We start from the raw sequence: 23,143 nt of genomic DNA, 5'->3' as shown, positions 1-23,143 counted from the left end.
AAAAATTTATTACTAATTAATTACAAACAACATACCAAATCATATAGCAATAATCTCTACTCCTCGTAATATCCTGTATTCCATAGATATTCAACTAATTATCTATAGGCTTATGTCTAGTATAAAGTTTTTATATTTAGCTTTATAAATATAGTGTGTTCTATTTAAAACTATTAGAGGAGTCTAGAATGGCTGGTGTCTTTGAAATAAAAAAAGCACGTGACGGGCAATTTTATTTTAATTTAAAGGCTAGTAATGGTGAAATAATTCTTACTAGTGAAATGTACAAACAAAAAGCTTCAGCACAAAATGGTATTGCTTCTGTACAAAAAAACAGTGGTGATGATACCAAATACAGTCGCTTAAAAAGTAAAAATGGTAAGGTTTACTTTACTTTAAAAGCAGCTAATTACCAAGTAATTGGTAATAGTGAAATGTATAATAGTGAAGCAGCTAGAGATAGTGGTATTGAATCTGTTAAGAAAAATGGTTCAACTGCTACTATTAAAGATTTAACAAAAGCATAAAAACTTCTAGCCAACTCTAGGTGCCCTTAATTGGGTACCTAATAGTTTTATTAGTTTATTCCTACCATAATCGCTCAAAATACCTACTTATATTTTATTGTATTTTTTGTCATACTCCCTAAATAAAAGAGATGGCCTAATACAATATATGCAAATTCACCCCATACTTAATCATAAAAAACGTTTTCTTGATTTGTTATTACTAGCAGATGAACAAGAGAGCATGATAGATAAATATTTAGAACGCGGAGATATGTTCGCGCTCTATGATGGTGATCTAAAAAGTATTTGTGTTATTACCCAAGAATCAGCAGATCTTTATGAAATAAAAAATATTGCTACTGTTGAAAAATACCAAGGTAAAGGCTATGGTAAATCATTAATTCAGTATATTTTAGAATATTATAAAAATAAATGTACGACTATACAGGTTGGTACAGGAGAGAGTGACTTAACTATTCCTTTCTATGAAAGTTGTGGTTTTAGATATTCCCATAGAATAGCAAACTTCTTTATTGATAATTACGATCACCCTATTTTTGATAGAGACAAACAACTAATAGATATGATCTATTTAAAATATTATTATAAAAAATAAGGGGTAGTATTTATAACTACCCCCTTATGTTATTTACAGATTATAACGACTAATAATTTCTTGATGAGGCTCTATAGAAGCGCCCACTGCTTCAGCTAAACGTAGCCAATGTACAGGATATTGCCAATCATCTGTGACCTCTTCTAATAATTTATGTAACTCAGCAGGGGCCACATTACTAGGTGCAGTTATAGAGAAAAATATACCTCGTAAAGGTGTTTCATCTAAGTCAAACTGATCCGTCACTTGGTAATTTTGGTTACTATTGACCCACACTCGCCACCCCTTAGATTCCACTAAACGTTCGAAAGCATTAAAAGCTTCATCTCCTGGATAAACACCATCTACAAACCACGTTTGTCCAAAATTACCCTGCTGTAAAGTTTTAATCATTCTATACAGAGGGATAAAGTATTTTCGTTCTTCTTCATCTTCTGGCACAGGTGCTAACTGGGCTGCATCATAAACTACCCAATCATCTACACGCTGTATTTTAGAAGGATGTGCAGGCTCTTTAATAACCGCTGTTACTGGCCCTGTACACCTTGCTAAGTACTCTATAGTTTCACCTTCTTCCAACACCTCAACACGTACCCAGCCCCAATCTTCCTCTATTACTCCCTCAGTGGATTTTAGAGGCAGTTCCAAACGTTTAGCTACTTCTCGCGCCTCCGCCCAATCTTGATTAGCACAGCTATAGGTTAATAAATCCCATAATTCTGATCGAGGATCTTCTATAGTTTTCTCAACAACGACCTGCTGCCATTTCTCTGCTTCCGCAAAGTCTTGTTGGCGTACAGCAATAGTGACTAAGATACGTAATGGACCTAAATAATCAGGTACTAGCTCATGCATTTCTAAACTAAGCTGTTTCGCAGAATCCAATTCATCTTTAGCAAACGCTTGCTGAACACGACACCATAAAGCAATAGTAGGTTGTGACTCTTTGTAATAATTAACTAAACGATCAATCTCTGCTAATTGGTTACTACCCAATAATAAATTTAATAAATAGTAAGCTAAATTTGATTCATGTTGATGATTACGCTCTATATAACCCCATAATAATGTTTCAGCTTCTTTGACTGCATTACATGCTTGCAGTGCTGAACTAGTGATATCTACTAACTGCTCATCATCTGGTCGTTCTGCTACTGCTAACATTAGCAACTCAACTTCTTGCTCAGGGTTACGTCCTGCCTCTTCATTTTGTTTTGCTTGATTATCCAACCATTCCAATAACTGCCCGACAGGAACAGGCAATGCTGTTTTGGCAGACAGCGTATCAATTTTTGCAGATAACTCTGCCAATAATTGATCTGCTCCTAAAGGTGCTCTTAATTTGGGTAGCGTCTCATAAGCAATATTTAATGCCCTTTTAGCCGTCCATACACTACCTCTTGCTAAGGCAACTCTAATTTGTACCTCTGCAACTTCAATTACTCTACGCTGAGCACCAACCTTAACAAAATGATCTAACGCTGCTTGTATTGCACTACCCAATGACCAATTATTTTGTTTTGGATCTTTGGCTAATAAAGCATCCACGGCTCTTATCCAACCTAAATAATAACGAGGTACTACTTCACGCCATGCAGGTAATACTTCCCATGCTTCTTCTGTACGTCCTAATAACGCTAAAATATGAGCTTTAAGAATTTGTCTATCTTGTTTATTAACAGGCCAATCATAACCTTCAATTTCTGCTTCACATTGTTCAATAATAGTAAGGGCTTGTTCAGGCTGATTTAATCTTAATAAGGCTTGTATTTCAAAAGTACGTAATGCTTCACTAATATCTTCACCAGCTGCAACTATTTTTTCTTCTTGTACTTTTAAATAATCTAACGCCTCTTGAGGTTTTCCTTCATCTAATAAAGCATCGGCATATTCACAGGATAAACAATGAAAACAATTCCATTTCGGATTAATACGCTCGAATGTTTCATTACAAACTGCTTTACGCTCTTCCACCCAACCTGGACCATCGATATTAGCATAACAGGCTGATAAGTCTTGTGTTACACAAACTGTTTGTGGGCAAGTAATGGTTTCATCACGATGGGCAAACTCAAATAAAGAAACCACATCAGCTAATGCGGCTTCACCTTCAGATTTATTACCAATACGATTACGCATTTCCCAATGGCGAAAAAATACCTCCAACCAAGGATTTTTTAAACTACGGCTTAATGCAATAGCTTCTGGAATTAGAGCATCCGCTTTACCAATATTAAGATCTAATATTTCAGTAGTGACTTGCTCAATAATACGGCTAGCATGTTCTTGCCCCGCTTCTTCTAAATCGTTTTCTAAACGAATCACCCAATCCCAAATATCCATGTTGTTTCCTCTGTATAATCACAAGTGCGTTAATACGGTTTGTATCGTTTGAGTAAAATCAACCAACGCACGATTTAAATCTAATGTATGGTTATGAATATCATGTCCAGCCATAATAACCTTTAACGATTTTAATAATCTTGCTGCTTGTTCTACATTAGTGTTTTTTGTATGAAATGCTTTTAATAAATCAATAACAGCTTGATTATTTAAATTTATATATAACTTTGCAGTCTCAGTTGCAGTAATCTTTGCTGTAAATTGGCGAGCTAATCGCAAAGCGGCTTGAGATATTTTTTTATCTGCTTCATCTTCTTCTAAACGTTTTTTTAACTCAGCTTCCCTGTCGGCCACTACCACTAAAGGCAATTCAGCAGGCGAAAAACGAGCTGCCACAATGGCTTCTCCATCAGCTAATTGTGCTGTTAACCATTGTTTCTCATCTGCTGCTAACTCAGCCAAGGAAAATAAATGCTGATTTCCTTGTTCAGTACCTAACTCAATTAATTTACACCCTGTACTTGCTGCAAAACGACGTAAAAAGGGTACTACCGCATAACGATCACCCAATGCTACGGGCATTTGTAAAGCTCGAAATAGCGTATCTTCGAAACCTCCATTATTACCTAACATAACATGGATAGCATTATTAGAACGTAACTCTTGAACTGTTAAGTCACCTTGTGAGCTTGGGATGCGGATAGTACTCATTAACAACTCAAATAAACGATCGTCACACAATGAAGCACCCAATAAAGCTTCATTATGACGCTTTAAGATACGCCGCCATATTTCTGGTTGCTTACTAGCTACATCAGCTAGCCCATTAATTAATGCTTCACTCAATGCATATTGCACAGCATGATAACTTTCATCTTTTTGTAAGTCTTCTCGACTAGCAGTAGGCACTAAACGACTTGATTCAATAACTCCACCAATAAACCCAGCCCATGAAGGTAATAGATCACGAGCATCATCATCTAACAACATACCACGCAAGAAGATGGAAAGATTACGATTATCGCTGGTACCATAGGTAGCGCCATCCTGTACCCATAACATGCCTATTGCATCACTTTGCTCAGTTGGATTTACAGGAAAGGTACAAATAGGTTCAAAATTCTGCTCAAATCTTGCAGCAAAACTTAATCTCTTGCGCATTTCCTGCAAAGGATGCACAACTACTGCACTATCTCTCTTTCGCCAAGGTGGAGGTTCAGGATTAATGGGTTCCTTTGCCTCATTGATATAAATGGGTTCATGCAACAATATACAGTAACGACCTAAAATATGATTAAGTGATTCTTGAGTACTTAAAAACAGAAACTCATCTTTTAATTCTAAAATTATTTCTGTTCCTATTGTAGCTCTAGGTTCAACAGCAGTTACCGTATATTGCTCAGCATTAGTTGAGCGGTAACACCAGCCTTTATCAGGTTGTTGATAAGAGGTGGTAATCAAGGTCACTTGCTTTGCTAAAACAAAGGCTGATAAAAAGCCTAAACCAAACATCCCTATTAAGCCTGTTTCATCATCTTGCTGACGAAGTGTACGGGTATAGCCGACACCAACTGTTGCTAGAAAAGTATGGATTTCATACTCAGTCAGGCCAGCACCTGTATCAATGATTCGTACTTGTTTGTTATGGCGATCACCAATAACTGTAATACGTCCTTGATCTTGCCAATTAGGTTGCTCAATACGACGCCGTACCAATGAGTCATGGCCATTTTGCACCAACTCCCTTAGTGCTACCATAGGTGTTGAATATAAATGCTTACTTAATACCTGCATTAAGCCATTAAGATCTACACCCGCCACACAGATTTTCGAATCTACTGAACCACCAATTTGTTGATTAGTCATAAGCTTTGCACACAGTAATTGTTATTTAATCACCTTATCAGTTTCTGTTTTAGTCACTACATTTAAGCCTTTTAATAAAGACAATGCCTGACTTAACTGATAATCTTTATTTTGTAACTGATCTGTGTTGGTTTGAATGCTACTTGAAGGAATATCATTTTTAGCATTATTAAGGTGATTTTGTAAGTCTGCTTCTCTTACTTCAAAATTCACTTTATTTTGTGAAACTGTTGCTTGGGCAACAATGATATCAGGTACAATACCTTGCGCTTGGATAGAGCGTCCTTTTGGGGTGTAATATAAAGCAGTGGTTAATTTTAAAGCTTCTTTTTTATTAATGGGTAATACCGTTTGTACAGAACCTTTACCAAAACTAGTAGTACCCATAATCACTGCTCGTTTTAAGTCTTGTAATGCACCAGCCACAACCTCAGCTGCAGAGGCACTACCATTATTAATTAATACTACTAGCGGTACACCTTTGCTTGGATCACCTGCATTTGAATAAAAACGTAACTCAGTATTAGGTAAGCGCCCTTTGGTATAAACAACTAACTCTTTATCAACAAACTGATCTACTGTATCAATTGAGGCCTGTAATACACCACCAGGATTATTTCTTAAATCAAGCACAATACCCTTTAAGTTAGCATTATTTTGTTTAACCAATTGCGTTAATGCTGTTTTAACCTCTTTCCCTGTATTAGTTTGAAACTGAGAAATACGAATATAACCATAATCTTTCTCTAACAGTTGTGTCTTAACACTTTTGAACTGTACTTTGGCACGGGTTATAGTGACAGTAAAGGGTTTACCTTGTCCCCTTACAATGGTTAAATTTATTTTTTCACCTATTTTACCCTGCATCTTCTCTGACGCATCACTTAATGGCATATCTTTAGTAGGTGTATCATTAATCTTTACAATAATATCACCCGCTTTTATTCCTGCTTTAGCGGCTGGAGAGTCATCAATAGGCGTAACAATTTTGATAAACCCTTCACTTTGTTCTATTTCAATGCCTAGACCACCAAACTGACCTGAAGTTACTTCTTCTAAACTACTATACATCTTAGCGTCTAAGTAAGCAGAATGAGGATCTAAATTACTTACCATGCCTTTAATAGCATTATCCATCAATGTTTTATCATCAATAGGTTCAACATAAGCTGATTTGATTCGCTCAAAAACCTCAACAAATGTACGTAACTCATCTAAGGGTAAAGTACCTTGGTTGGTAGCTGATTTTTCAGGAGTTGTTTGCCCATATGCAACCTGTCCTAATAAAGAACATACAAGTGATATAATCACTAATGGCATAAAACGTTGTTTCACTGGCATAAGCCACTCCTAAGTACTATAAAATTAATTCTATTACCGACACCACAAAACAGGGTTTACCGCTTGACCTTGCTGTCTAATGGAAAAATACAATGCAACTGTATCTATACCACCACTGTTACCAGCTGTTGCTATAGCATCCCCTGTTTTAACTACATCCCCTACTTTTTTTAATAATGTTTGGTTATGCCCATAAAGACTATAATAGCCTTGCCCATGGTCTATAATAGTTAACCAACCTGTTCCTCTTAACCAATCAGAATAAACAACACGGCCTTCATGAACAGCTTTTACACTTGCCCCACGGGAAGCAGAAATTAATACACCATCCCATTTAGTACGACTATCATCACCACGGGTTGAGCCATAATTGGCAATGATTTTGCCACTCACCGGCCATGACAATTTACCCTTAGCCTGTGCAAAATTACCAACAAACCCTGTATTAACATTGGATACGACAGTTTGCCCTTGAGTTTTATTGGTAGTAGTTGTTACTGGTTGCTGTGCTTCACGTTCTCTTGCCTGACGAGCCAACGTTGCATCAATGGTACGCAGTACTTTATTTAATTCGATTTGATCCCTTTCACGTTGCACTATACGATCATTATTTTCTTTAATTTGTTTATTGAGACTCGCTAATACTGCTTGGCGTTTTTTTCTTACTTCCGCTAGTTGGTTACGTTGCTCCTGTAAAGCAGTATTTTGGGTATTTAATTGCTGCTGATAATGCTCCATCTCTTCAGTAATATCTTTTAACTGCTTAACTGTTTCTTGAAATTCTGTTAATTGCACTAATCTAGCTTGGCTTAAATAATCATAATAAACCAATGTTCTTGATACTTTATCTGGCTCTTGTTGGTTTAATAATAATTTTAAATATTCCTGACGACCACTTTCATAAGTAGCCTTTGCCTGACTGGCAAAAATACGTTCTTGTTCTTGACGTTTTTGCTCTGCTTTTTGCTGTTCTTCTGATAACCAAGTTAATTTAGATTCTGTTTCTGTTTGCTCTTTCTTTAGTTCTGCAATTTTTTTCTGTAAGTTAGCTATTTCGGTTTCTGTAGTGCGTAACTGTTTAAGGGACGTACTTTGTTGCACTCTTAGTTTGCCTAATGCTTTTTCTAGCTCAGCAACTTCCTGTTTAGCCATTTCAATTTGGTGCAGAGTATCTCTACGCTCATCAGCCATAATAGGCTGAGCAACAAATAAAGAGATTAAAAGAGCCCAATAAAAACGCTGCATATTAATTAAATACACCCTTAAAAAAGGTTATTTTAACAGTTAGTTAACAGTGACTAAAGCTATAAACAGTCGATTCAGTCACCATTCGATGTTTCAAATTAAAACTTAATCAAAAACAACTAAACTTTGTCCTGTCATTTCTTTAGGAATAGCTAATCCCATTAAGGTCAACATCGTAGGCGCCACATCAGCCAATACCCCTCCTTGTCTAATATGCAATTTACGTTTACCAACATAAATAAAAGGCACATGCTCACAAGTATGGGCTGTATGCGCTTGGCCAGTACTATCATCTTGCATCATTTCAACATTGCCATGGTCAGCGGTAATTAATGCCTCACCACCTACCTTATTAAGTGCATTAACTATGCGACCTATGCAATGGTCTAATGTCTCTACTGCTTTCACAGCAGCATCAAACACACCAGTATGCCCTACCATATCACCATTAGCATAATTAACAACAATAACGTCATAACGTTTTTGTTCTATTGCCTCAACAATATTATCTGTTACCTCATACGCACTCATTTCTGGTTGTAAATCATAAGTAGACACCTTAGGCGAAGGGATTAAAATTCGCTGCTCACCTTTATAAGGCTCTTCACGTCCACCTGAGAAGAAAAAGGTTACATGTGCATACTTTTCAGTTTCAGCAATGCGTAATTGTGTTTTACCTTGTTTGGCTAAATACTCACCCAATACATTATTTAAACTACTGGGTGGAAAAGCACAGTCGGTTTCAATAGTAGCTGCATACTGGGTTAACATCACAAAACCAGCTAATGATGGCACACGTTCCCGTTTAAAACCTGTAAAATCTTTTTCAACAAAAGCTCGGGTTAATTCACGGGCACGATCTGCACGAAAATTCATAAAAATAACCGCATCACCATCATGTACAGGTGCAACATCACCTATACGAGTTGCTTTTACAAACTCATCACTTTCACCACGTTCATAAGCTGCTTGTAAAGCTGAAATAGCATCTTTTGCTATAAAATCAGCTTTATGATCAACCACTAACTCATAAGCCGCTTGTACACGCTCCCAACGATTATCTCTATCCATCGCATAATAGCGACCAATCATTGTAGCAAGACGTCCTTTACCTAATTTAGCAAAATGTTCATTAAGTTTATTAAGCGAATCCTCAGCACTTTTTGGTGGCGTATCACGACCATCTAAGAAAGCATGTACATAAATGTGGTTAGCGCCTTGTTTAGCAGCCATTTCTACCATAGCCAATATGTGATCCTCATGGCTATGCACTCCACCTGGAGAAAGCAGTCCCATGATATGTACAGCTTTATGCTGTTTAATTGCTTTATCTAATACATTGCAAAGTATGCTATTTTTGAAAAAATCACCATCATCAATGGCTTTACTAACACGGGTTAAGTCTTGGTAAACAACGCGACCAGCACCAAGATTCATATGCCCAACTTCTGAGTTACCCATTTGCCCATCTGGCAAACCTACATCTATTCCAGAGCCAGAAATAAGGCCATGGGGGTAGTTTTTTAGTAGATTATTATAATTAGGGGTATTGGCCGCTAAAATAGCATTATATTTAACCTCTTCGCGATGACCAAAACCATCTAAAATCACCAAAACTAAGGGAGAAGCAGAATTAGACATAAATAAATTCTCTAATTAAAACACCATAAAAAAGGGTTATAGTTTAACCTAACACTATTGCCAATATAGCATAATCCTTAATAGATATTGTAAATAGCTGTTATAAAAGCGTTGTATATAATATTACTTTATAATTTTTATTTGCAGTTCATTGGAAATAATGATTAAGTACCCCTAATAGATTACTTTATGCAGAGTAAAATAATGTCAAATATGGATACTCAAGAAATACTAAACTTTCTAAGAACCCGTCGTTCTGCAGCAACACCTACTTTAACAGCACCCGGACCAACACCAGAAGAGTTAACTGATATTCTTAATATCGGCCTACGCACACCTGACCATGGAAAAATCGAACCTTGGCGTCTACTGGTTGTAGAGGGTGATGCAAGAAAAGCTTTAGGCACACAACTAGCAAAGAACTTTGCTCTTGAGAAAAACACGTTAACGGAAAAGCAACAAGAGAAACTAACCCAAATTGTTACCCATACTGTAACAGATGTACCACTTATCATCTATGTTATCAGTTGTATTGATAAAAACTCCCATATACCTGAACTTGAGCAATTACTTTCAGCAGGTGCAGTATGTATGAATATTTTATGGGCTGTTAATGCTTATGGTTATGGCGCCAATTGGATTAGTGGCTGGTTGGCTTATAGTGAGCATACTAAGAAAACCATTGGTATCAAAGAAAATGAAGAAGTAGCAGGGGTTATTTTTATTGGCAGTACAGATAAAGTGAACCCTGAACGAAAACGTCCAGATTTAAAAGAAAAAGTTAACTATTGGTCCGCGACTGAATAATTACTTTTAAATACAGTACTACTGGCAAAATACGCTATACTATGCGGTAGTAGAAATTTTGTAATAGATAAATAAGTTATGGCTAAAAAGAAGAAAGTATCTCCTGGCAATATTGCTCAAAACAAAAAAGCATTTCATGATTATTTTATTGAAGAGCGTTTTGAAGCAGGGCTTGCCTTAACAGGTTGGGAAGTAAAAAGTTTAAGAGCTGGTAAAGCACAGCTTACGGATAGCTATGTACTATTAAAAGATGGAGAAGCATGGTTACTGGGTAGCCATGTTATGCCATTACAAACTATCAGCACCCATGTAGTAGCTGATCCTGATCGTACTCGAAAACTACTCCTTCACAAACGTGAGTTAAGTAAGCTATATGGTGCTGTACAACAAAAGGGCTATGCCTGTGTTGCGCTATCACTGTACTGGAAAAAACACCTAGTAAAATGTGAAATTGCACTTGTGAAAGGTAAAAAAGATTACGATAAGCGTCATACTGAAAAGGAAAAAGATGCCAATCGTGAGATACAAAGAGCTTTCCGTAAAGAGCAACGTTAAAACATTATCTATAAACCAATAAAATAATAGTAGGAGATGCAAATGTTTAAGCAAGTTGATGCCTATGCTGGTGACCCTATTTTTTCTCTAGTAGAGCAGTTTTATCAGGATACTAAAGAAGAGAAAGTAAACCTTAGTATTGGCCTTTATTACAACGAGCAAGGTCAAGTTCCACAACTGCCTTCTGTTAAACAAGCATTAACTACTATTCAACCTGAACAATTAAAAAAACCAACCCTTTATTTACCTATGGAAGGGCTAGCAGAATATCGCTCTGCTGTGTTACCGTTATTATTTGGTAATGACCACCCTTGCTTAAAGGAAAATAGAGTAGCCATTGCACAAACACTAGGCGGTTCTGGTGCATTAAAAATTGGTGCTGATTTTTTAAAAAAATATCATCCTAATGCAACTGTATGGGTAAGTAATCCTACATGGGAAAACCATAAAGATATTTTTGCTGGTGCTGGTTTCAAAGTAAGCACTTATCCCTACTTTGATAATAAAACCTTGAGTGTTAATTTCGAGGAAATGGTAAATTGTATTAAACAAGCAGCACCTAATGATATTATTTTACTTCACCCTTGCTGCCATAATCCAACAGGCGCTGATTTAACAAACCAGCAATGGGATGCTTTAATTCCTATACTGCAAGAACGCCACCTTATTCCTTTTCTAGATATTGCTTATCAAGGGTTTGCAGAGGGCTTGAACGAAGATGCTTATGCTATTCGAGCAATGGCTAAAGCTGGACTTTCTTTGTTAGTTTCCAATTCTTTCTCCAAAATCTTTTCCCTCTATGGTGAACGCGTTGGTGCATTAAGTGTAGTATGTAAAGACCAAGAAACAGCAGAGCGTGTACTAGGACAATTAAAGGCAACCGTGCGTCGTAATTACTCTAGTCCTCCCTGTTTAGGTGCTACTATTGTTGCTAATGTATTAAATGATGAGCAGTTAAATAATACTTGGCGTATGGATCTACAACAAATGCGCTTACGTATTCTAAATATACGTAATTTACTTGTAGAAAAATTACAACAACATAATATTACTGATACTGAACATTTTATTAAACAGCGTGGTATGTTCAGTTATACGGGCTTTTCAAAAGAACAAGCTATTAGTCTGCGTAAAGAATATGGTGTTTATATTCTTGATAGTGGTCGGATGTGTATGTCTGGCTTAACTGAAAATAATATTGACTACGTGGCTAAGGCTTTCGCTGCTATAAATTAGATGTATAAAATTAATCTAAAAAAATTGCTCTTCATATAATTAAATATGATGGAGCAATTTTTATTTATGAGTCATTAATTAACGTCTAATTTTCTTTGCTTCAATATCTATTTTCTGTGGTGTAGTTATACTGATAGCTGTCTCTTTAGATTCAGCAGCTTGTTGTGATTGACTATTCATTTCCTGCCAACCACCACCTAATGCTTTATAAAGATTAACTTCACTGGTTAATTGAGCTAAACGTACGTTAATTAAATTTTGTTGAGAACTAAATAACTGACGTTGTGCATCTAATAAAGTAATATAGTTATCAATACCTGCCTGATAACGTTGATCTGCTAAATCATAATAGGTTTGGTTAGCTTCTACAAAATTACTTTGAGAGATTACCTGATCTTTGTAAGTCTCACGATCTGCCAATCCATCAGCCACCTCTCTAAACGCCGTTTGGATAGTCTTCTCGTAATTCGCTACATTAATATCTTTTTGTACTTCAGCATAATCTAAATTACCTTTTAAACGACCTGCTGTAAAAATAGGTAAATTAATCGTAGGCTGGAATAGCCATGTACCTTGACCATTACTAAATAAATTAGAAAAGTTGGTACTCATTGTTCCCACATTACTGGTTAAAGAAATACTTGGGAAAAATGCAGCACGTGCTGCACCAATATTTGCATTAGCCGCCATTAACTGATGCTCTGCTGCAATAATATCTGGACGATTCTGCATTAAATCAGAAGGTAACCCTGCAGGTATTTCTTTAACGTATTGCAGTTTAAAACTATTATCTTTCATATTTTTAACATTATCTGGTAAATCACTACCTAATAATAATGTTAATAAATTTAAATCTTGCGCGACCTGACGTTTATAGGTAGCTAAATTAACTTTTGCCCCCTCAACAGCTGTTCGTGCTTGTGCCAAATCTAAGCTTGAAGAAACCCCCACTTCATTACTACGTCTAACTAGGTCATAGTTATATTCATAGTTTTGTAATGTTTCTTCTGTTAACTTAAGTAATGCCCTATCGGCTTGCAACGTTAACCAAGCATTAGCTACGCTAGCAACTAAAGTAATTTGGGTATTACGTTGTGCCTCTTGGGTAGCTAAATATTGTTGTAATGCCGCCTCATTCAAGCTACGAATACGCCCAAAGAAATCTAACTCATAAGATGTAATACCTAGCGTCACACCCCATGAACTATTAACCCTAGAGTCACCAGTACCTGATAAATCTCCTGGCAAATGTTGACGAGAACCTGTACCTGTAGCACCAATATTAGGGTAAAGCTCAGATCGTTGAATACGATACTGTGCTTCATAAGCGGCTACGTTTAGAGCTGCAACACGTAAATCCCTATTGTTAGCTAAAGACATTTCTATTAGTGATTGTAATTCTTTATCACTAAAAAACTCGCGCCAGCCTAAATCTACATAAGCCCCTTGTTGGCCTTTAGGATAGGCCTCTCCTGTTGGCCATGTATTTGTTACTGGTAAATTAGGTCTTTGATAATCAGGCATTAAAGTACAGCCTGTTAAAGTAACCGTCATAACCATAATTGATAATAATGACTTTCTCATTTGTATTAATCCTTCAACTGTTCATGTCTAAGCTGTTCTTTTTCTTTGTTTGTTTTAATCCTAAACAATGAACTGACTAGTACATAAAATAATGGAATCCAGAAAATAGCCAAAATCGTTGCCGACAGCATACCACCTACAACCCCAGTACCAATAGAGTGCGCACTACCAGCACCAGCTCCACTTGAAATTGCCAATGGAACAACCCCTAAAATAAAGGCTAGCGACGTCATAACAATAGGCCGTATCCGCATACGACATGCCTCTAATGCTGCATCTACTAAACTTTTACCATTTTCATGGAAAGCTTGCGCAAACTCAACAATTAAAATAGCATTTTTAGAGACGAGTCCAATAGTTGTTAACAACCCCACCTTAAAGAATACATCATTGGTTAATCCTCTTAACTCCGTAGCAACAACTACACCTAAAATACCCAGTGGTGCTACTAAAATAACCGCAAATGGAATAGCCCAACTTTCATAAAGGGCGGCCAAACAAAGGAATACAACTACGCCAGCTAATGCATATAAAGCAAGCTCTTGAGCTCCCGCTAATTTTTCCTCATAAGACAAACCTGTCCAAGAGAAACCAACCCCTTTTTCAGACAACTGTCCTACTAAACGTTCCATTTCATTCATAGCATCACCAGAGCTATAACCTGCGGCTGGGTCACCCACAATCTCTACAGCAGGTACACCATTATAACGCTCCAATTTAGGAGAGCCTTTCATCCATTCGCCTCTAACCAAATTAGCTAATGGAACCATTTCGCCTTTATTGTTACGTACATACCATTTTTTAAAGTCTTCTGGTGTCATCCGCGCATCAGCACTAGCTTGTATATATACCTTTTTGACACGTCCCCGATCAATAAAGTCATTAATATAACTACTACCCCAAGCTATAGATAACGTTTGGTAAATATCAGATAAAGCTATGCCATAAACACTAGCCTGTTCTTCATCAACATATATTTTATATTGTGGTTCATCATCCATACCATTAGGACGGACAGTAGCTGGGTTTAATATTTTACTTTGCCTTGCCAACCCTAATAATTCATTACGTGCTTCCATTAATGCTTCATGTCCAATACCACCTTGGTCTTGGAGGAACATATCAACACCACCAGAGTTACCTAACTCCATAACTGCTGGAGGAACGACAGCAAATACTTGACCACCTAAAAATCTCTCATCCGTAAAGAAAATTCTCATAAGACGACCTGATACCGCCTGAACACTTTGATCCGCATCTGGTCGTTTATCCCAATCTTTTAACATGATGAATGCTAAAGCAGAACTTTGTCCACGACCAGCAAAACTAAAGCCTGTCACTGTAAATACAGAGTCAACATTCTTTGCTTCCGTTTTTAAAATAGTTTCACGCATTTCGTCCACTATTTTTTGTGTTTCTTCTGCAGGCGTTCCCGCCGGTGTTTGCACCATTGCAAACAAGACTTTCTGGTCTTCTTGTGGCAACATCTCTGTGGGAATTGCTCTAAACATAAAGACAATAACCGCGCAAACACCTGCATAAAGCAATACAAATAACACTCTATTTTTTAATACCTTAGCAACCCCGCCTACATAAATTTTAACTGACTTTTCAAAGGTTCTATTAAACCAACCAAAAAAACCTTTTTTATGTTCGCCATGCTCATCTCCCTCTTTAGGAGGGCTTAACATAGTCGCACAAAGGGCTGGTGTTAAAATCAATGCCACTAATACAGAGAGCACCATTGCAGAAACAATAGTGATCGAGAACTGACGATAAATAATACCCGTTGCACCACCTAAAAAGGCCATAGGAACGAATACTGCTGAAAGTACCATTGCGATACCGACCAATGCTCCCTGAATCTCATCCATGGATTTCTTTGCTGCTTCTTTAGGTGGCAGTTTTTCTTCCTGCATCACCCGCTCAACGTTTTCCACTACAACAATAGCATCGTCTACCAGCAAGCCAATGGCTAGAACCATTGCAAACATGGTTAATGTATTAATTGAAAAACCAAAAGCAGCTAACACACCAAAGGTACCTAGTAATACCACAGGCACAGCGATAGTTGGAATAAGTGTTGCTCGAAAGTTCTGTAAGAACAAGAACATCACAAGGAATACTAAAACAATCGCTTCAAATAAGGTATGCACCACCATAGTAATAGAGGCAGATACAACTGGCGTACTATCATAGGGGTAAACAACCTCTACGCCATCTGGAAAGAAAGGCTCTAATTGAGCAACAGTAGCACGTACAGCTTTTGCCGTGTTTAATGCATTAGCACCCGTAGCTAATTTAAGAGCTATACCAGAAGCTGGATTACCATTATACAAGGCTGTAATCGCATAGTTCTCACCACCCAGGTTGATATCATCAGATACATCTTTTAGACGAACTTGAGAACCATCTGTTTGTACTTTTAAAAGTATATTGCCAAACTCTTCTGGTGTTTGTAGTCTAGTTTTACTAACAATCGTCGCATTAAGCTGAGTACCTGGTAATGCAGGTAAACCACCTAGCTGCCCAGAAGAAACTTGAATATTTTGTGCTTTAATTGCATTACTAACATCAATAGGTGTTAATTTATAATTATTTAATTTAGCAGGGCTTAACCAAATACGCATCGAATATTGCGCACCAAACACTTGAAAGTCACCAACACCAGGGGTACGAGCAATAGCATCCTGCATATTAGAAACAATATAGTTACTAAGGTCATAGTTGGTCATCGAACCATCTTTAGACACTAAACCTACTACCAATAAGAAGTTAACTGTTGACTTAACAACACGAATACCCTGTTGTTGTACTTCCATTGGTAGCAAAGGTGTAGCTAATTGTAATTTATTTTGTACTTGTACCTGAGCGATATCTGGATCTGTACCTTGCTCAAAGGTAACTGTAATGGTCATACTACCATCTGAGTTACTTTGTGATGACATGTAACGCAGATTATCGATACCATTCATTTGCTGTTCAATAACCTGTACTACAGTATCTTGTACAGTTTCTGCTGAAGCACCTGGATACATTACCGAAATACCAATGGCAGGTGCTGAAATACTAGGGTATTGGTTCACAGGCATACTAACCAGTGACAAACCACCTGCTAACATAATCACCAAGGCAATTACCCAAGCAAAAATCGGGCGGTCAATAAAAAACTTAGACATAAATTATTTTCCTGGATTACCTATGTTTTACTCGTTGCCTTCTGAATTAGAATTACCATCTTGTTTATTGCTTGCTTGGCCTTGTTCTATTGGATCTACTTTTGCACCTTGTCGGATCTTCTGTAGACCCTTGACAATAACTCTATCATTCTCTTCTAAGCCCTTGTTAACTAACCATTGATTATAATTAGCTACTCGTGAAACATCTAATATACGTTGTTCAACTTTATTTTCTTTATTCACAACCATCGCAGTCGCTTCACCCTTTACGTTACGGGTAACGCCTAACTGAGGAACAAGAATAGCATTTTGTCGAACACCTTCTTTTAAACGAGCATGAACAAACATACCAGGTAATAATTTATTTTCTGGATTTTTAAAAATTGCTCGCAACGTAACACTACCTGTGGACTCATTAACAGACACTTCTGAAAACTCTAACTCACCTTCGTGCTCATAGGTTGTACCATCTTCTAAGATCAATACAGTTTTAGCAGCATTTTCACCCACTTTCTCCAATTGCCCCTTTGCTAACTCTTCTCGTAATAGAAGAATGTCCTTTGAAGGTTGAGTAATATCTACATAAATAGGATCTAATTGATTAATGGTTGTTAGAGGATTGGCTTGTCCTGTTGTAACCAAAGCACCTTCTGTTACTAATGAACGGCTAATACGTCCAGAAATAGGCGCCAATACTTTGGTATAACGCAATCTAACTTGAGCTGTTTGCAAACTTGCTTGCGCCTGTAATAAGGCAGCTCGAGCATCATCATATTGTTGTTGGCTAACAGCTTTTGATGAAACCAATGATTTATAACGCTTTTCTAAAGCCTGTGCAGAAGCGAGGTTAGCTTGAGCACTTTTTACATCTGCTTGGTAAATAGCAGGATCTATTTGATAAAGTTGATCCCCTTCTTTAACTTCTCCACCTTCTTTGAAAAGTCGCTTAAGGATAATACCTTCTACTTGAGGCCTTACTTCTGCTACACGATAAGCCATTGTGCGACCAGGTAAATCTCTTGTTAGAGTATACGGTTGTGCTTTAATAGTAACGACTTCTACTTTTTGTGGTGGCTGCTCTTGTTGTTGTTCATTACCTTTTCCACATCCTGCTAACAGCAGTATAGATAATGATAACGCAGAAATCCATATAGAACGAGTTGGTTTTAGTTGCATAGAAAAAACCTCAGCCACAGAAGAGGACTTAAAAATATAGCCTGAAAACAAAAAATAACAAAATGATTGCTAACTTTACTTACATTCAGCAGTGTTTGTAAACAACTTCTTTTAATAAATCTCTGTTATTTTGCTAAAGAATATTTCAAATAGTTTCAAACACTAGTTAGAATAAAAACAAATACAAAACATACAACAATAGAGGATTCTATCTTGCCTTATATAGGAGTTTACGCCCATTATAAACAATAATGTATATGAAGCTTAATAGAATAACACTATTGTCTTAATAGTTTTAGGATTTTTTACAAACTTGCTCAATAACTCTCATAAAAGGTGGTAAACTTAACTATAAAATAGCATCACACAAACAGAGTTATCTCATGAAATATATCTTAATGATTGGTTGTTTATTACTAGTTACTGCTTGTTCTCAACAGTCAACCAAACCTTCTACAGAAGATACTCAATTAGCAACAGATCAGCCAAATAACGCTGACACCACTGTCATTACCTATCAAGAAGGTGACAATACTATCGAAGAGCGTCGTATAAAAGGTTTTATTTACTCAGTTAAAGTGACACCTAAACATGGTAAACCTTATTACCTTGTTAATGCTGATGGAGATAACAACACATTAAAAAATGGCCGTCCTCAAGAAAAAATCCCCTCATGGACATTATTTAGTTGGTAGAAGAATGACAAGGTTCCCTTATTTTTTAATAATTTTTTTATTACTGACTCATCTAGGGGGCTGTAGTTATTTAAATAGAGACAACACCTCTTCCAAAAACTTAAATATTGACCCAATCAACTGGCAAGAGCAACAGACAGGATGTGAAGCCTCTACTCTAATTGATAATTCCTGTCCTAGCTTCAAACTTTCCAGTATTTCCTTTAAAAAAATACCAACGCTTAATCAATTAATTGAAACTCGCCTTTTAGAAGTAATGAATGCACCGTCTAATATTTCTTTGCATAAGTATCTAACAAGCTTTCTAGCTAAAGCTAATCAGGGCGATCACCTAATAATTAACGTTGAGTTATTGGAAGAAAGTAGTGTTTTTATTGTATTAGAACTTTCTGTACAAACAGCGCCTGCCACCAGTCAATATAATCCTAAAAAATTTACCATTATTAATTTCGATAAGCAAAAACAACAAGACATTACCCTAGCCAAAGCTATTCACCCAGATAAAACACAAACCTTTTGGTCTATTGCACAAATTTCGTATAATCAATGGCTTGAAGCTAATCAATTGCTAAATAATAAAATGTTTCAAGAAGATTGGCCGTTTGTTGAAACCACACATATTGCCTTATTGTCTAAACAAGCAATATTAAAATATGATGCTAATACTTTAGCTCCTTATGCAATGGGTGAACCTCAATTATTTATCCCCTATGAACAATTAAGAGATATTATCAAACCCATCTACTCACCCCATTAAAGTAACCAATTTACTTGAGATTTAAACCGTGACCCAAACAAATCCTCTTTTAACAAATTTCGATTTACCACCTTACTCAGAAATTAAAGCAGAGCATGTTGAGTCTGCTATTGATAGCGTACTAGAAAGTAATAGAACAGCTATTAAAAATTTATTGGAAAACCCACCGACAGAGTTAAGTTGGGAAAACACTGTACTATTATTAGATGAAATAGGGGAAAAACTGAGTCATACCTGGAGTCCTATTAGTCATCTTAATGCTGTAATGAATAATGCAGAACTACGTAACGCTTATGAAGCTTGCTTACCTAAGCTCTCTGAGTATTCCACAGAAATGGGACAAAATAAGCAGCTATTTGAACGTTATCAAGCTTTAAATAACAGCCCTGTAGCTAAACAATTCTCAACCCCACAACAAACTATTTTAAAACATACGTTAAGAGACTTTCATTTATCAGGTATTGATTTACCCGTTGATAAACAAAAACGCTATGGTGAAATTCAAGCTAAACTATCTGAATTAAGCAGTAAATTTTCTAATCAACTATTAGACGCAACTCAAGCATGGACAAAACATATCACTGATGAACAAGCACTAACTGGCATTCCTTCATCAGCTAAATCGCAAATGGCACAAGCCGCACAAGCCAAGAACTTAACAGGCTGGCTAATTACTTTAGAGTTTCCTTGCTACTATGCCGTTATTAGTTACGCTGATGATAGAAAGCTTCGTGAAGAAATTTATCAAGCCTATTGCACGCGTGCTTCTGATCAAGGGCCAATAGCTAATAAATTTGATAATGGCCCTATTATGCAAGAAATATTAGCATTAAGACATGAATTAGCCCAATTACTAGGCTTTGCTAATTATGCTGAACTTTCTTTAGCTGACAAAATGGCTGAAAATCCTCAGCAAGTATTAACCTTCTTAAATGATTTAGCCAATCGTAGTAAGCCTTTTGCAGAGCAAGATCTCAAAGAATTACGCAACTATGTTGCAGAGCAAGGTATTACGGATATGCAAAGTTGGGATGTTAGCTATTATAGTGAAAAACTAAGAGAGGCTCGCTATAGCATTTCTGATGAAACATTACGCGTTTATTTCCCTATTGATAAAGTATTAACTGGGCTATTTACATTAGTAGAAACACTTTACAACATTCAAATTTCAGAATTACACAATTTTGACACATGGCATCCTGATGTAAGGCTATTTGAAATCAAAGAGCAAGGCAAAACGATTGGTCGCTTTTTCTTTGATTTATATGCTCGCTCCAATAAAAGAGGGGGAGCATGGATGGATGGCGCCCGTGATCGCTATCAAAACAGTCAAGGACAAATCATTACGCCAGTAGCTAATTTAGTTTGTAACTTCATGCCTGCTAGTGAAGGTAAACCTGCACTATTAACACATGATGAGGTGACTACTTTATTTCATGAATTTGGCCATGGGTTACACCATATGCTTACCCGTATAGAACACTTAGGGGCATCAGGTATTAATGGCGTAGCTTGGGATGCAGTGGAGTTGCCTAGTCAATTTATGGAAAACTGGTGTTGGCAAGAAGAAGGATTAGCCCTTATTTCTAGCCATTATGAAACAGGTGAACCTTTACCTAAAGACTTACTGGACAAAATGTTAGCTGCCAAGAACTTTCAAGCTGGCTTAATGATGGTGCGCCAGCTAGAGTTCTCCCTATTTGATTTTGAGCTACACACTTTCTATGGTGATAAAACGGTTGAACACGTATTAAATGATGTACGTGAACGAGTAGCAGTATTAAAACCACCAGCTTACAATCGTTTTGCTAATAGTTTTGCACATATTTTTGCAGGTGGTTATGCTGCTGGTTATTACAGCTATAAATGGGCTGAAGTACTATCTGCTGACGCATTTTCCCGCTTTGAAGAAGAAGGTATACTTAATCCAGAAACAGGCCGCTTATTCCGTGAAACTATTCTAGCCAAAGGTGGTTCTCAAGAGCCTATAGAGTTATTTATTGAGTTTCGAGGTCGTGAGCCAAGTATAGAACCGTTACTACGTCACTCTGGTTTTATAGAAGAGGTAGCCTGATGAAAACACCTAAACGTTTTATTGCAGGGGCAGTTTGCCCCTCTTGCAAAGAAATGGATAAACTAATGATGTGGTCAGAAAATAATGTACCACATAGAGAATGTATGGCCTGTGGCTTTATGGATACATTAGATGAGCAAGGGTTAAGTATACCTGCTGAACCCTCAACACGCATTGCTCAACCTACTCCTATAGCACAAGAGTCAAAACCTATCCGCTTTTTTCCTAATCCTAAATTAAACAAGACGTCACACTAGCCATCAGCAAGGAGGCAACTATGGGATTTTTTTCAAAACTGTTTGGCAAGACAAACTCACCAGCAAAGCTATCTAAAAAAGAACTTACAGAAGACCTTGTTAAACAACTTAAACACGCTAATCCTGATATTAATGCTACTATCTTAGACGCTGATAATCCTGACAAGATAAGTGTCAGTATTGAACGTCCAGAAGGTGAACCTATTATTTTTTATCCCGACAACCTTTATTATGCTTATCTACAAGGTAATGAAGATTTTGATGCTTATAAAAACAATATTATTCAAAATATCTGCGATATATTCCATGCAGTAAACGAAGAACCTATTTTGCTACCTGCTATTAAACCTATCAGCTGGCTCGATGAAATCTATCGAGCAATTCGTCAGGCTGATCCAAATGCAGAAAAAGACCCTTTAGTTTATCTTCCTTTGGCAGGTGATTTAATCATTGTTTTTGCTTTAGATATGTCTACACGCATGTCTTACCTTTATCAAAGCCAATTAACAGAATATTCAGCTAATAACGATCTACAAGCTATTTATCAACAAGCATTAGAAAACTTTAAATCTAAGCTTGATCATATAGAAATACATACTTCAGATATTGGTTCTACCCTCTGCCTTGATGGTAATTATGATGCCAGCTTAGTGTTAATGCTTGATCAACTGTTGCCTAGCCTTGAGCTAAAAGGCGAACCAATTATTGCGATAATCGCTCGTAATCAATTAATTATTGCTGATAGCAATAATCCTGAACAAGTTTCTATGCTTAATCAATATGCAAAACAACAAATACAAGAAGCACCTTATGCACTCTCTGCCGAGTTATTTTGCCTAAAAGATAATAAACTTAGCCTATATAACTCACTGCAATAAAATATAAATGATCTCTTTAATTCTAAAATGTATTATGGGCGTTATTGCTGTGCTGCTAATCGCCCTTTTATCTAAATCTAAAAGCTTTTATATAGCGGGCTTAATCCCTTTATTTCCAACATTTGCATTAATTGCACATTATGTTATTGGAACAGAAAGATCACTAAATGATTTACGAGCTACCGCATTATTTGGTATATTCTCTCTCATTCCATATGCTGTTTACTTATTCGCCGTATATTGGTTAAGCATAAAAACAACATTAACTATAACACTTATTACAGCTACACTTTTGTGGCTAATTGCTGCCATTATTTTGTTATGTTTTTGGCAATTTTTTCATTAGTTGAAATTAACCATTATTAATTTCTAACTAATGTATTA

General features: G+C 36.7%; 19 protein-coding genes. 11 read left to right on the top strand and 8 right to left on the bottom strand.

Annotation, left to right across the window (positions count from 1 at the left end; all coding sequences use genetic code 11):
* Positions 1–188: 188 nt before the first annotated feature.
* Both MTZ49_RS04260 and MTZ49_RS04255 read left to right on the top strand, forming a co-directional pair.
* Positions 189–527, top strand: a complete 339-nt coding sequence (locus tag MTZ49_RS04260) for a YegP family protein (protein WP_264747152.1) — start codon at positions 189–191, stop codon at positions 525–527.
* 148 nt (positions 528–675) lie between these two features.
* Positions 676–1,125, top strand: a complete 450-nt coding sequence (locus MTZ49_RS04255; RefSeq protein ID WP_264747151.1) for a GNAT family N-acetyltransferase — start codon at positions 676–678, stop codon at positions 1,123–1,125.
* A gap of 33 nt (positions 1,126–1,158) precedes the next feature.
* Here MTZ49_RS04255 and MTZ49_RS04250 read toward each other — a convergent pair whose 3' ends face one another.
* The 5 genes from MTZ49_RS04250 to gpmI form a co-directional block, all read right to left on the bottom strand.
* Positions 1,159–3,468 (bottom strand): hypothetical protein, encoded by a 2,310-nt coding sequence (locus MTZ49_RS04250; RefSeq protein ID WP_264747150.1) that lies wholly within the window; start codon positions 3,466–3,468, stop codon positions 1,159–1,161.
* 18 nt (positions 3,469–3,486) lie between these two features.
* Positions 3,487–5,334 (bottom strand): ATP-binding protein, encoded by a 1,848-nt coding sequence (locus MTZ49_RS04245; protein ID WP_264747149.1) that lies wholly within the window; start codon positions 5,332–5,334, stop codon positions 3,487–3,489.
* A gap of 21 nt (positions 5,335–5,355) precedes the next feature.
* Positions 5,356–6,675, bottom strand: coding sequence for a S41 family peptidase (locus tag MTZ49_RS04240; protein WP_264747148.1), 1,320 nt, complete (start codon positions 6,673–6,675; stop codon positions 5,356–5,358).
* 33 nt (positions 6,676–6,708) lie between these two features.
* On the bottom strand, positions 6,709–7,920 hold the full coding sequence (locus MTZ49_RS04235; protein ID WP_264747147.1) for a murein hydrolase activator EnvC family protein: 1,212 nt from the start codon (positions 7,918–7,920) through the stop codon (positions 6,709–6,711).
* Between the two features lie 105 nt (positions 7,921–8,025).
* Positions 8,026–9,561 carry a 2,3-bisphosphoglycerate-independent phosphoglycerate mutase gene (gene gpmI, locus MTZ49_RS04230; RefSeq protein ID WP_264747146.1) on the bottom strand — a complete coding sequence of 512 codons (1,536 nt, stop codon included), beginning with the start codon at positions 9,559–9,561 and terminating at the stop codon, positions 8,026–8,028.
* 204 nt (positions 9,562–9,765) lie between these two features.
* Here gpmI and MTZ49_RS04225 point away from each other — a divergent pair, with 204 nt between their 5' ends.
* From MTZ49_RS04225 to MTZ49_RS04215, 3 genes are all read left to right on the top strand, one after another.
* Entirely contained in the window at positions 9,766–10,368 is a 603-nt protein-coding gene (locus tag MTZ49_RS04225) for a nitroreductase (protein WP_264747145.1), read from the top strand.
* A gap of 78 nt (positions 10,369–10,446) precedes the next feature.
* Positions 10,447–10,923, top strand: a complete 477-nt coding sequence (gene smpB, locus MTZ49_RS04220) for an SsrA-binding protein SmpB (protein WP_264747144.1) — start codon at positions 10,447–10,449, stop codon at positions 10,921–10,923.
* A 42-nt stretch (positions 10,924–10,965) separates the two neighbouring features.
* Complete coding sequence (locus MTZ49_RS04215) at positions 10,966–12,159, top strand: aromatic amino acid transaminase (protein ID WP_264747143.1); 1,194 nt, start codon at positions 10,966–10,968, stop codon at positions 12,157–12,159.
* A 78-nt stretch (positions 12,160–12,237) separates the two neighbouring features.
* Here MTZ49_RS04215 and adeC read toward each other — a convergent pair whose 3' ends face one another.
* From adeC to MTZ49_RS04200, 3 genes are read right to left on the bottom strand one after another with little or no spacing between them, the layout of a single operon-like run.
* Entirely contained in the window at positions 12,238–13,743 is a 1,506-nt protein-coding gene (gene adeC, locus MTZ49_RS04210) for an AdeC/AdeK/OprM family multidrug efflux complex outer membrane factor (protein WP_264747142.1), read from the bottom strand.
* A 5-nt stretch (positions 13,744–13,748) separates the two neighbouring features.
* Positions 13,749–16,922: an efflux RND transporter permease subunit gene (locus MTZ49_RS04205; RefSeq protein WP_264747141.1), complete on the bottom strand. Its 3,174-nt coding sequence runs from the start codon at positions 16,920–16,922 to the stop codon at positions 13,749–13,751.
* A 27-nt stretch (positions 16,923–16,949) separates the two neighbouring features.
* Positions 16,950–18,098 carry an efflux RND transporter periplasmic adaptor subunit gene (locus MTZ49_RS04200; protein WP_264747140.1) on the bottom strand — a complete coding sequence of 383 codons (1,149 nt, stop codon included), beginning with the start codon at positions 18,096–18,098 and terminating at the stop codon, positions 16,950–16,952.
* Positions 18,099–18,481: 383 nt separating this feature from the next.
* Between MTZ49_RS04200 and MTZ49_RS04195 the strand changes: the two genes are divergently transcribed.
* The 6 genes from MTZ49_RS04195 to MTZ49_RS04170 are packed head-to-tail and all read left to right on the top strand — an operon-like array spanning position 18,482 to position 23,105.
* Entirely contained in the window at positions 18,482–18,793 is a 312-nt protein-coding gene (locus MTZ49_RS04195; protein ID WP_264747139.1) for a DUF2782 domain-containing protein, read from the top strand.
* A 4-nt stretch (positions 18,794–18,797) separates the two neighbouring features.
* On the top strand, positions 18,798–19,550 hold the full coding sequence (locus MTZ49_RS04190) for an RsiV family protein (protein ID WP_264747138.1): 753 nt from the start codon (positions 18,798–18,800) through the stop codon (positions 19,548–19,550).
* A gap of 28 nt (positions 19,551–19,578) precedes the next feature.
* On the top strand, positions 19,579–21,624 hold the full coding sequence (gene prlC / locus MTZ49_RS04185) for an oligopeptidase A (protein ID WP_264747137.1): 2,046 nt from the start codon (positions 19,579–19,581) through the stop codon (positions 21,622–21,624).
* The gene (locus MTZ49_RS04180) at positions 21,624–21,881 is read left to right on the top strand and encodes a YheV family putative zinc ribbon protein (protein WP_264747136.1); all 258 of its coding nucleotides are present in this window, start codon (positions 21,624–21,626) and stop codon (positions 21,879–21,881) included. Before prlC ends, MTZ49_RS04180 begins: the two co-directional genes overlap by 1 nt.
* 20 nt (positions 21,882–21,901) lie before the next feature.
* Positions 21,902–22,759 carry a hypothetical protein gene (locus tag MTZ49_RS04175; RefSeq protein ID WP_264747135.1) on the top strand — a complete coding sequence of 286 codons (858 nt, stop codon included), beginning with the start codon at positions 21,902–21,904 and terminating at the stop codon, positions 22,757–22,759.
* Positions 22,760–22,769: 10 nt separating this feature from the next.
* Positions 22,770–23,105, top strand: coding sequence for a GlpM family protein (locus MTZ49_RS04170; protein WP_413774186.1), 336 nt, complete (start codon positions 22,770–22,772; stop codon positions 23,103–23,105).
* Positions 23,106–23,143: the final 38 nt, after the last annotated feature.

The organism is Entomomonas sp. E2T0 (assembly GCF_025985425.1).
GTDB lineage: Bacteria > Pseudomonadota > Gammaproteobacteria > Pseudomonadales > Pseudomonadaceae > Entomomonas.
The sequence above is the reverse complement of the archived record's forward strand: the minus strand, read 5'-3'. Positions and strand labels throughout refer to the sequence as shown.

Bases quoted from the DNA above. Each gene is read 5' to 3' on its own strand.
- MTZ49_RS04205 (WP_264747141.1), bottom strand. From the start codon at position 16,922: ATGTCTAAGTTTTTTATTGACCGCCCGATTTTTGCTTGGGTAATTGCC.
- MTZ49_RS04235 (WP_264747147.1), bottom strand. From the start codon at position 7,920: ATGCAGCGTTTTTATTGGGCTCTTTTAATCTCTTTATTTGTTGCTCAG.
- gpmI (WP_264747146.1), bottom strand. From the start codon at position 9,561: ATGTCTAATTCTGCTTCTCCCTTAGTTTTGGTGATTTTAGATGGTTTT.
- MTZ49_RS04255 (WP_264747151.1), top strand. From the start codon at position 676: ATGCAAATTCACCCCATACTTAATCATAAAAAACGTTTTCTTGATTTG.
- MTZ49_RS04225 (WP_264747145.1), top strand. From the start codon at position 9,766: ATGTCAAATATGGATACTCAAGAAATACTAAACTTTCTAAGAACCCGT.
- MTZ49_RS04245 (WP_264747149.1), bottom strand. From the start codon at position 5,334: ATGACTAATCAACAAATTGGTGGTTCAGTAGATTCGAAAATCTGTGTG.
- MTZ49_RS04240 (WP_264747148.1), bottom strand. From the start codon at position 6,675: ATGCCAGTGAAACAACGTTTTATGCCATTAGTGATTATATCACTTGTA.
- MTZ49_RS04260 (WP_264747152.1), top strand. From the start codon at position 189: ATGGCTGGTGTCTTTGAAATAAAAAAAGCACGTGACGGGCAATTTTAT.
- MTZ49_RS04175 (WP_264747135.1), top strand. From the start codon at position 21,902: ATGGGATTTTTTTCAAAACTGTTTGGCAAGACAAACTCACCAGCAAAG.
- MTZ49_RS04215 (WP_264747143.1), top strand. From the start codon at position 10,966: ATGTTTAAGCAAGTTGATGCCTATGCTGGTGACCCTATTTTTTCTCTA.
- smpB (WP_264747144.1), top strand. From the start codon at position 10,447: ATGGCTAAAAAGAAGAAAGTATCTCCTGGCAATATTGCTCAAAACAAA.
- MTZ49_RS04195 (WP_264747139.1), top strand. From the start codon at position 18,482: ATGAAATATATCTTAATGATTGGTTGTTTATTACTAGTTACTGCTTGT.
- adeC (WP_264747142.1), bottom strand. From the start codon at position 13,743: ATGAGAAAGTCATTATTATCAATTATGGTTATGACGGTTACTTTAACA.
- MTZ49_RS04190 (WP_264747138.1), top strand. From the start codon at position 18,798: ATGACAAGGTTCCCTTATTTTTTAATAATTTTTTTATTACTGACTCAT.
- MTZ49_RS04200 (WP_264747140.1), bottom strand. From the start codon at position 18,098: ATGCAACTAAAACCAACTCGTTCTATATGGATTTCTGCGTTATCATTA.
- MTZ49_RS04250 (WP_264747150.1), bottom strand. From the start codon at position 3,468: ATGGATATTTGGGATTGGGTGATTCGTTTAGAAAACGATTTAGAAGAA.
- MTZ49_RS04180 (WP_264747136.1), top strand. From the start codon at position 21,624: ATGAAAACACCTAAACGTTTTATTGCAGGGGCAGTTTGCCCCTCTTGC.